Origin of the sequence: Agrobacterium larrymoorei (assembly GCF_013322225.1) — a bacterium.
In the GTDB taxonomy this organism is placed as follows: Bacteria; Pseudomonadota; Alphaproteobacteria; order Rhizobiales; family Rhizobiaceae; genus Agrobacterium; species Agrobacterium larrymoorei_A.
Map to the genome: position 1 here is coordinate 134,466 of NZ_JAAMFB010000012.1, position 6,609 is coordinate 141,074.

The following is a 6,609-nucleotide window of genomic DNA, read 5'->3' on the forward strand; positions in this document are numbered from 1 at the left end:
CGGGTACCACGCAGTCACCCGCCAATTTATTAAGCTGCCCTGACGCTCCAATCAGGAAAAGGATCAGCAAGCGCGCTCCAGTCGGAAGGTCTGAAATTGGTTGCGTTCACAAGGCACGCATTGAGTTCCGCGCGTATGGCTGCTTCGCTCATTGGGTCCGCGCCTATGAAGACGATTTCCTGACGGCGATCTCCCCACACCTTATCCAGATAGGGCGCAAGCGTCCGTTCAAATACGGGGTCGTCGGGCCAATGTTTCTTGGGAACAGAAGACCACCAGAGACCCATTTTGCCGGTTTTTACAAATGCGCCCGCCTGGCTTATTTCTCCGACATGGTCAGGTCTCGTCGCCAGCCAGAAAAAGCCTTTCGCACGGATCACACCCGGCCAATCACGATTGATGAACGCGTGCAAGCGCGCCGGATCGAACGGCTGTTTGGCGCGGTACACGAAAGAGCGGATACCGTATTCATCGGTTTCCGAAATATGGTCCTTGAAACCGTGCAATTCCTTGAACCACAAAGGATGCGTTTCAGCTTTCGCCGTATCGAACAGTCCCGTTCCCAGCACATGCTTTAGCTCGACCTTGCTAAAATCCGCTTCGATCACTCTGGCGTCCGGATTTAAACCGACAATGATTTTGTGCGCGGCATCCCGTTCCGCCGGTGTCGCATGGGATACCTTGTTAAGCACAACGACATCGGCAAACTCGATCTGCTCTACCAGTAGATCGACCAGCGTCCGGTTGTCACCAGCGCCTGCTGTTTCACCGCGATCCGCTAGAAAATCCGCAGAACCGTAGTCTTTGAGGAGATTGGCGCAATCAACGACGGTCACCATGGTATCGAGCCGGGCAATATCCGAAAGGCTAAATCCTGTTTCATCGCGGAAATCGAAGGTGGCTGCGACGGGCAGGGGTTCGGCAATACCCGTTGACTCGATCAGAAGATAATCGAAGCGGTCCTGCTCGGCCAGTTGCCGCACCTCATTCAGAAGGTCGTCCCGGAGCGTGCAACAGATGCAGCCATTGGTCATCTCCACGAGCTGCTCTTGTGTGCGGGAGAGGTTGGCGCCTCCATCGCGCACCAATGCCGCATCTATATTCACTTCGCTCATGTCGTTCACGATAACGGCGACGCGTAACCCTTCGCGATTACTCAAAATATGGTTGAGCAGCGTTGTCTTTCCTGCGCCAAGAAAGCCGGACAGGACGGTGACTGGCAACTTCCGTTTCATGATAACCTCATTGTTATATTATTACATCAATAGGCAAAAAAGAAAGGCAGCATCGCCGCCTTTCACGTTTCAGTACTGTTTATGACAGGCAGTTTTTAAGCGACTGTGCGATACCGCGCATAAGCTTGAAGTAAAGTTCAGGCCCTGCTTCAAGCGTTCCTGCTTCGGGGTCCAGAGTACCGGACTTCGCCTGTGTTCCCTGAATGACGACGTTGACGAGTTTCGGCTCGAACTGCGGCTCTGCAAAGACGCATGTGGCGTTCAGTTCTTCTACCTTCGTATGGATCTGCTTCACACGATCAGCACCGGGCATGTTTTCAGGGCTGACGGTGATCGAGCCCGCGGTCTTCACAGCGTAACGATGCTCGAAATACTGATAGGCATCGTGAAACACCACGAAAGGCTTGTCCTTTATCGGAGCAACCGTTTCGGCAATTTCCTTATCAAGGGCGTCAAGACGCTCCATCAGTTTTTTGGTGTTGTCCTGATAGGACTGAGCGTTGGCGGGATCGGCAGCCAGCAGCGTCTTCTCGATCTCAGTCGCCATCGCCTTGGCATTCTGAGGGTCCAACCAAAGATGCATATCATACTCACCCTCGTCATGATCATGACCTTCGTGAGCATGGTCATGGCTGTGTTCCCGCTTATGGGCCTGCTCTTCGCCACCATGGTCGTGTCCCTCATGCTCGCCATGGTCATGGGCTTCGAATGGTCCGCCTTCACGGAATTTCAGCTTTTCCAGCCCGGGCGCACCATCCAGTTCAACGACAGTCGCCTTGCTGCCAAGCGTCTCAAGCGGCTTTTCAAGAAACTTTTCCAGCCCATCGCCAACCCAAAACACAACATCTGCACCTTCGATGGCCTTCGCGTTGGAGGGTTTCAGATTGTAGGTGTGCGGGGACGCTCCGCCATCGACGATGAGTTGCGGCTCTCCAACCCCTTGCATGATGGCGGCCACCAGCGAGTGGATCGGCTTGATGGAAACAACCACATTGGGAGACGCCATTGCGTTTGAAGAGGCTATCATCGCAGCGGAGGCGAGAAGAAGCGTGGCGAAGGTTTTCATGCGGTATGCTCCACTTGTTAATTGAATGTAATGTTATTACATAAGTTGCGTTACGCTATAACGTATGCGATAGCCTTGTGCAACAGCTTCAATCGGAAAAACACATGCTTCATTCTCCGACCAAAGGTGATGAAAATCTCGTTTCCTTGTCAGGTGCCGGCGTAAGGCGCAGCGGGCGCTGGCTCGTGCGGGGCGTGGACTTTTCCGTCCGCCGTGGCGAGATCGTTACCCTGATCGGTCCCAATGGTTCGGGGAAATCCACCAGTGCCAAGATGGCAATCGGTGTGATGAAGCCGGATGAGGGTGCTGTTTCGCGTCTCACCGGATTGAAAGTTGGCTATGTCCCGCAAAAGCTTTCAGTGGACTGGACAATGCCTTTGACTATCTGGCGGCTGATGACACTGACCGGCCCGCTGCCTGCCCGTGAGATCGATGCCGCACTGAATGCAACCGGCATTGCCCATCTCGCGAAAGCGGAAGTACAGCATCTGTCAGGCGGCGAATTTCAAAGAGCGCTGCTGGCGCGCGCTATCGCACGCAAGCCCGATCTCCTGGTTCTGGATGAGCCGGTTCAGGGCGTCGATTTCTCCGGCGAGATCGCCTTGTACGATCTCATCAAGACCATCCGCAACGCTACTGGATGCGGCATTCTGCTCATCTCCCACGATCTTCATGTGGTGATGGCTGAAACGGACACCGTCATCTGCCTGAACGGACATGTTTGCTGCCGCGGCACGCCACAGGCGGTCAGCCAGAGCCCGGAATACATGAAGCTTTTCGGCGGAGGCGCTGCACGCGGCCTTGCTGTTTACAGTCACCACCACGATCATACCCATCTACCGGACGGTCGGGTCATGCATTCCGATGGGTCGGTAACCGACCACTGCCATCCTGAAGACGGGTATCATCACGACCACGATCACGATCATGAACATCATCATGACGGGCATGAGGATGATGCCTGCGGCTGTGGCCATCACCACGGAGATGGTGAGAAACAGCATGCGCCCGGAGTAAAACATGTTTGATGACTTCTTTATCCGAGCGATTTTCGCGGGCGTCGGCGTAGCGTTGACTGCCGGGCCGCTCGGCTGTTTCGTCGTCTGGCGGCGCATGGCCTATTTCGGGGACACGATGGCGCATTCAGCCCTTCTTGGCGTTGCACTTTCGTTGCTGCTTCAGTTGAACCTCATCGTGAGCGTTTTCGTCGTTGCTGCGGCCGTTTCGCTTCTTCTGCTTTTCTTGCAGCGCAGACAGGCACTGTCCGCCGATGCGCTTTTGGGCATCCTGTCTCATTCTGCGCTCGCATTCGGGCTTGTCATCGTCGCCTTTATGACCTGGGTGCGCATCGATCTCGTCGCCTTTCTGTTTGGTGACATCCTTGCGGTTTCGGTTTCGGATATCCAGATGGTGTGGGGCGGCGGCGTGCTGGTTGTCTTCGCAATCGTCTATCTCTGGAAGCCTTTACTTGCCTCCACCGTTAACGCGGAACTTGCAGAGGCGGAGGGCTTGCGGCCGGAACGCTCCAAGCTGCTTTTTATGCTGCTGATGGCGCTGGTTATCGCCATTGCCATGAAAATCGTCGGCATCATGTTGATTACGTCACTGCTGATCATCCCGGCGGCGACGGCCAGACGCTTTTCGTCAACGCCGGAAATCATGGCGGTACTGGCCTCGCTCATCGGCGCACTTGCCGTCATCGGGGGGCTGATGGGATCGCTGCAATACGATACGCCGTCCGGACCGTCGATCGTCGTGGCCGCCGTCTTGCTTTTTGTCTTGAGTCTCTTGCCTATGCCGGGTCGCTCGCGTAGGGCGGAGCAGGGAGCCCGCTAATGAATACGAAAACGCTTACCCGCAATCAGTCGCTTGTTTACGATGCGCTTTCACACTCGCAAGCGCCACTCAGCGCCTATGTCATTCTCGACAAGTTACGTGACAGCGGGTTCCGCGCGCCCTTGCAGGTTTATCGCGCACTTGAAAAACTGATGGAGTTCGGCCTGGTTCATCGCCTCGAAAGCCTCAACGCTTTCGTCGCCTGCTCGCACACCAGCGCGGATTGCTGCACCCATCACCACGGCACGGTGGCTTTCGCAATCTGCAATGCCTGCGGCCAAGTGACCGAATTTCACGACCACGAAATCGACCACCGGCTCGGTGACTGGGTGAAGGCGCAAAAATTCAAAGCGGAGAAGACCACGATAGAAATCCGTGGCCTGTGCGAAGCCTGCGCTGCCTAATCAGACCAGCTTCAATTCTTTCGCAAACCGCTTCCAGTTCTGGACATATTTCTCGGCTGATTTTTTGAGACCTTCCACTGCCTGCTCATCCAGCGTGCGGATTGCGCGGGCAGGGGAGCCGACGATCAGCGAATTGTCGGGAAACTCCTTGCCTTCCGTCACCAGAGCATTCGCCCCTATGAGGCAGTTCCGGCCGATCCTGGCGCCGTTGAGAACGGTCGCGCCCATGCCTATCAGCGAGTTGTCTCCGATGGTGCAGCCATGGATAATGGCGTGATGACCTATGGTGCAATGTTCTCCGATGGTCGCCGGGAAGCCTGGATCGCTATGAACCATTACGCCTTCCTGAATGTTGCTTCCACGACCGACGCTGATCGGTTCATTATCACCACGTAATGTCGCACCAAACCAAATGCCGACATCTTCTCCAAGTGTGACCGAGCCAATGACATTCGCATCCGGAGCGACCCAGTATCGATCTGGAGAGGGCGTGTTGGGCACCCTCTCACCGAGGCTGTAAATCGGCATATGCTTCCTCCAAAAGGTGGCGTTATCACGCGACCTTGACGGTCAGTGTTCCAACGCCGTCCACGCCGCACGTCATGACGTCGCCCGAAATGACCGGACCTACGCCTGCAGGCGTGCCGGTCATGATCACGTCTCCGGGCGCGAGTGTGAATAGCTTGGAAAGCTCCGCGATGATTTCCGCCGTCTTCCAGATCATCTGGTCGAGATCGCCCGACTGTTTACGGTCCCCATTAACCTCCAGCCACACCGAGCCCTTGGCCGGATGGCCGATCCTTGACGCCGGGATGAGTGGCGAAATCGGAGCGGAAAACTCGAACGCCTTGGCGCTTTCCCAGGAACGTCCCATCTTCTTCAACACATCCTGCATGTCGCGGCGTGTCATGTCGATGCCGACGCCATATCCCCACACATGATCCAGAGCCGTTTCTACCGCAATATTCGAGCCACCACTCTTCAACGCAACGACGCATTCCACTTCAAAGTGGACATTGGAGGAAAGTGGCGGATAGGGAAAATCATTGCCCGCGGGAAGCAAGTTGTCGGGATTTTTCTGAAAGAAGAAGGGTGGTTCGCGTGAGGGGTCATGCCCCATTTCGATGGCGTGATCCGCATAGTTACGCCCTACACAATACACCCGCCGTACAGGAAAGGTGTCGTCCGTGCCTTCGACGGGCAAAAGAACGGGCTGAGGGGCGGGGATAACTGTTGCGGACATCATGGCACTCCTGTTTTGAAGATGTGTTGTCCCGCGATTCCAGGTGGATTTCCAGCCTTTGTTTTCTGAAATGGTGCTTCATCAGAACAAAAGCCAAGTCATAAATACCGCGATTCAGATAGGGCCAAGCAGACGCCCGAGACCTTCATCGGTACTGGTGCCCGAGCCAACCACAGGTCGATGAAGAGACTAGTCATTGGTTTGCTCGCTCATTTCGCTTTTCTGCGATGATTGAGGCAAGCTAACAGCAGCTGAAGATGAAGCACTCCCCATCTGGAATCGGTGATTTTTGCGTTGGGATTTCGAGCTAGCATCAGAATATCTAGTCCATCTAAACACATCACTCCCGGTCGCGCACTGAAATTCGCAGGTGTGGCTGAGGTAAGCCCATCGGCGTATAAAAGTAGCTTTGCATGAGAGATGGCACGCCACGACTTGCTATCTCGATAAGGTCGAAATCTGTTGGATCGTCGATCATGTCTGAGGTGCTGTGAGCGAGTCCCTTGTTCGTTAGGAGAAAAACTCTTAACAGCGCATTCTCCGCTTCCTCGCGATCGCCGCCATATCTGCTTACTGCGACATGCGGAGGCAGTAATGCCAGCGGTCCGCTGGCATTACTAAAGCATTCAATGCCTAGGTGTTTGATCCCGGACTTTGATGGTGCATTATTTTCCCAAGCTTGGAGGGATGCACTATGGGACAAATTCTGCACGGCAGCGCCACGATGACGGAGGCAATCCGTCGAGCAATACAAAATAGTCAAGAGAGCCTGAGGGCTCTGTCAAAGCGCTACGGGATCAATCAGAAGACTGTGGCCAAGTGGCG

Annotated in this window: 7 protein-coding genes and 1 pseudogene; 4 read left to right on the plus strand and 4 right to left on the minus strand. The window is 55.0% G+C overall.

The genetic code is table 11. The features are described 5' to 3' along the window. Positions 1-29: 29 nt before the first annotated feature. Positions 30-1,235 (minus strand): GTP-binding protein, encoded by a 1,206-nt coding sequence (locus G6L28_RS07805; protein WP_174063222.1) that lies wholly within the window; start codon positions 1,233-1,235, stop codon positions 30-32. A gap of 79 nt (positions 1,236-1,314) precedes the next feature. After that, a complete protein-coding gene (gene znuA, locus G6L28_RS07810; protein ID WP_174063223.1) occupies positions 1,315-2,301 on the minus strand; it encodes a zinc ABC transporter substrate-binding protein ZnuA in 987 nt (328 codons plus the stop codon). Positions 2,302-2,405: 104 nt separating this feature from the next. Here znuA and znuC point away from each other — a divergent pair, with 104 nt between their 5' ends. From znuC to G6L28_RS07825, 3 genes are read left to right on the plus strand one after another with little or no spacing between them, the layout of a single operon-like run. After that, the gene (gene znuC / locus G6L28_RS07815) at positions 2,406-3,329 is read left to right on the plus strand and encodes a zinc ABC transporter ATP-binding protein ZnuC (protein ID WP_174063224.1); all 924 of its coding nucleotides are present in this window, start codon (positions 2,406-2,408) and stop codon (positions 3,327-3,329) included. Next, positions 3,322-4,137 carry a zinc ABC transporter permease subunit ZnuB gene (znuB, locus tag G6L28_RS07820; protein WP_174063225.1) on the plus strand — a complete coding sequence of 272 codons (816 nt, stop codon included), beginning with the start codon at positions 3,322-3,324 and terminating at the stop codon, positions 4,135-4,137. Before znuC ends, znuB begins: the two co-directional genes overlap by 8 nt. Then, complete coding sequence (locus G6L28_RS07825; protein ID WP_174063226.1) at positions 4,137-4,541, plus strand: Fur family transcriptional regulator; 405 nt, start codon at positions 4,137-4,139, stop codon at positions 4,539-4,541. The genes znuB and G6L28_RS07825 overlap by 1 nt, the downstream gene beginning before the upstream one ends. Here the strand turns inward: G6L28_RS07825 and G6L28_RS07830 are convergent, their stop codons facing one another. After that, positions 4,542-5,069, minus strand: coding sequence for a gamma carbonic anhydrase family protein (locus G6L28_RS07830; RefSeq protein ID WP_174063227.1), 528 nt, complete (start codon positions 5,067-5,069; stop codon positions 4,542-4,544). It lies immediately after the preceding gene. 25 nt (positions 5,070-5,094) lie between these two features. Then, the gene (locus tag G6L28_RS07835) at positions 5,095-5,784 is read right to left on the minus strand and encodes a fumarylacetoacetate hydrolase family protein (protein ID WP_174063228.1); all 690 of its coding nucleotides are present in this window, start codon (positions 5,782-5,784) and stop codon (positions 5,095-5,097) included. Between the two features lie 694 nt (positions 5,785-6,478). Here G6L28_RS07835 and G6L28_RS07845 point away from each other — a divergent pair. Continuing rightward, positions 6,479-6,609 (plus strand): annotated as a pseudogene (locus tag G6L28_RS07845) (IS481 family transposase); the annotation flags it as partial.

Bases quoted from the DNA above. Each gene is read 5' to 3' on its own strand.
- znuA (WP_174063223.1), bottom strand. From the start codon at position 2,301: ATGAAAACCTTCGCCACGCTTCTTCTCGCCTCCGCTGCGATGATAGCC.
- znuC (WP_174063224.1), top strand. From the start codon at position 2,406: ATGCTTCATTCTCCGACCAAAGGTGATGAAAATCTCGTTTCCTTGTCA.
- G6L28_RS07830 (WP_174063227.1), bottom strand. From the start codon at position 5,069: ATGCCGATTTACAGCCTCGGTGAGAGGGTGCCCAACACGCCCTCTCCA.
- G6L28_RS07835 (WP_174063228.1), bottom strand. From the start codon at position 5,784: ATGTCCGCAACAGTTATCCCCGCCCCTCAGCCCGTTCTTTTGCCCGTC.
- znuB (WP_174063225.1), top strand. From the start codon at position 3,322: ATGTTTGATGACTTCTTTATCCGAGCGATTTTCGCGGGCGTCGGCGTA.
- G6L28_RS07805 (WP_174063222.1), bottom strand. From the start codon at position 1,235: ATGAAACGGAAGTTGCCAGTCACCGTCCTGTCCGGCTTTCTTGGCGCA.
- G6L28_RS07825 (WP_174063226.1), top strand. From the start codon at position 4,137: ATGAATACGAAAACGCTTACCCGCAATCAGTCGCTTGTTTACGATGCG.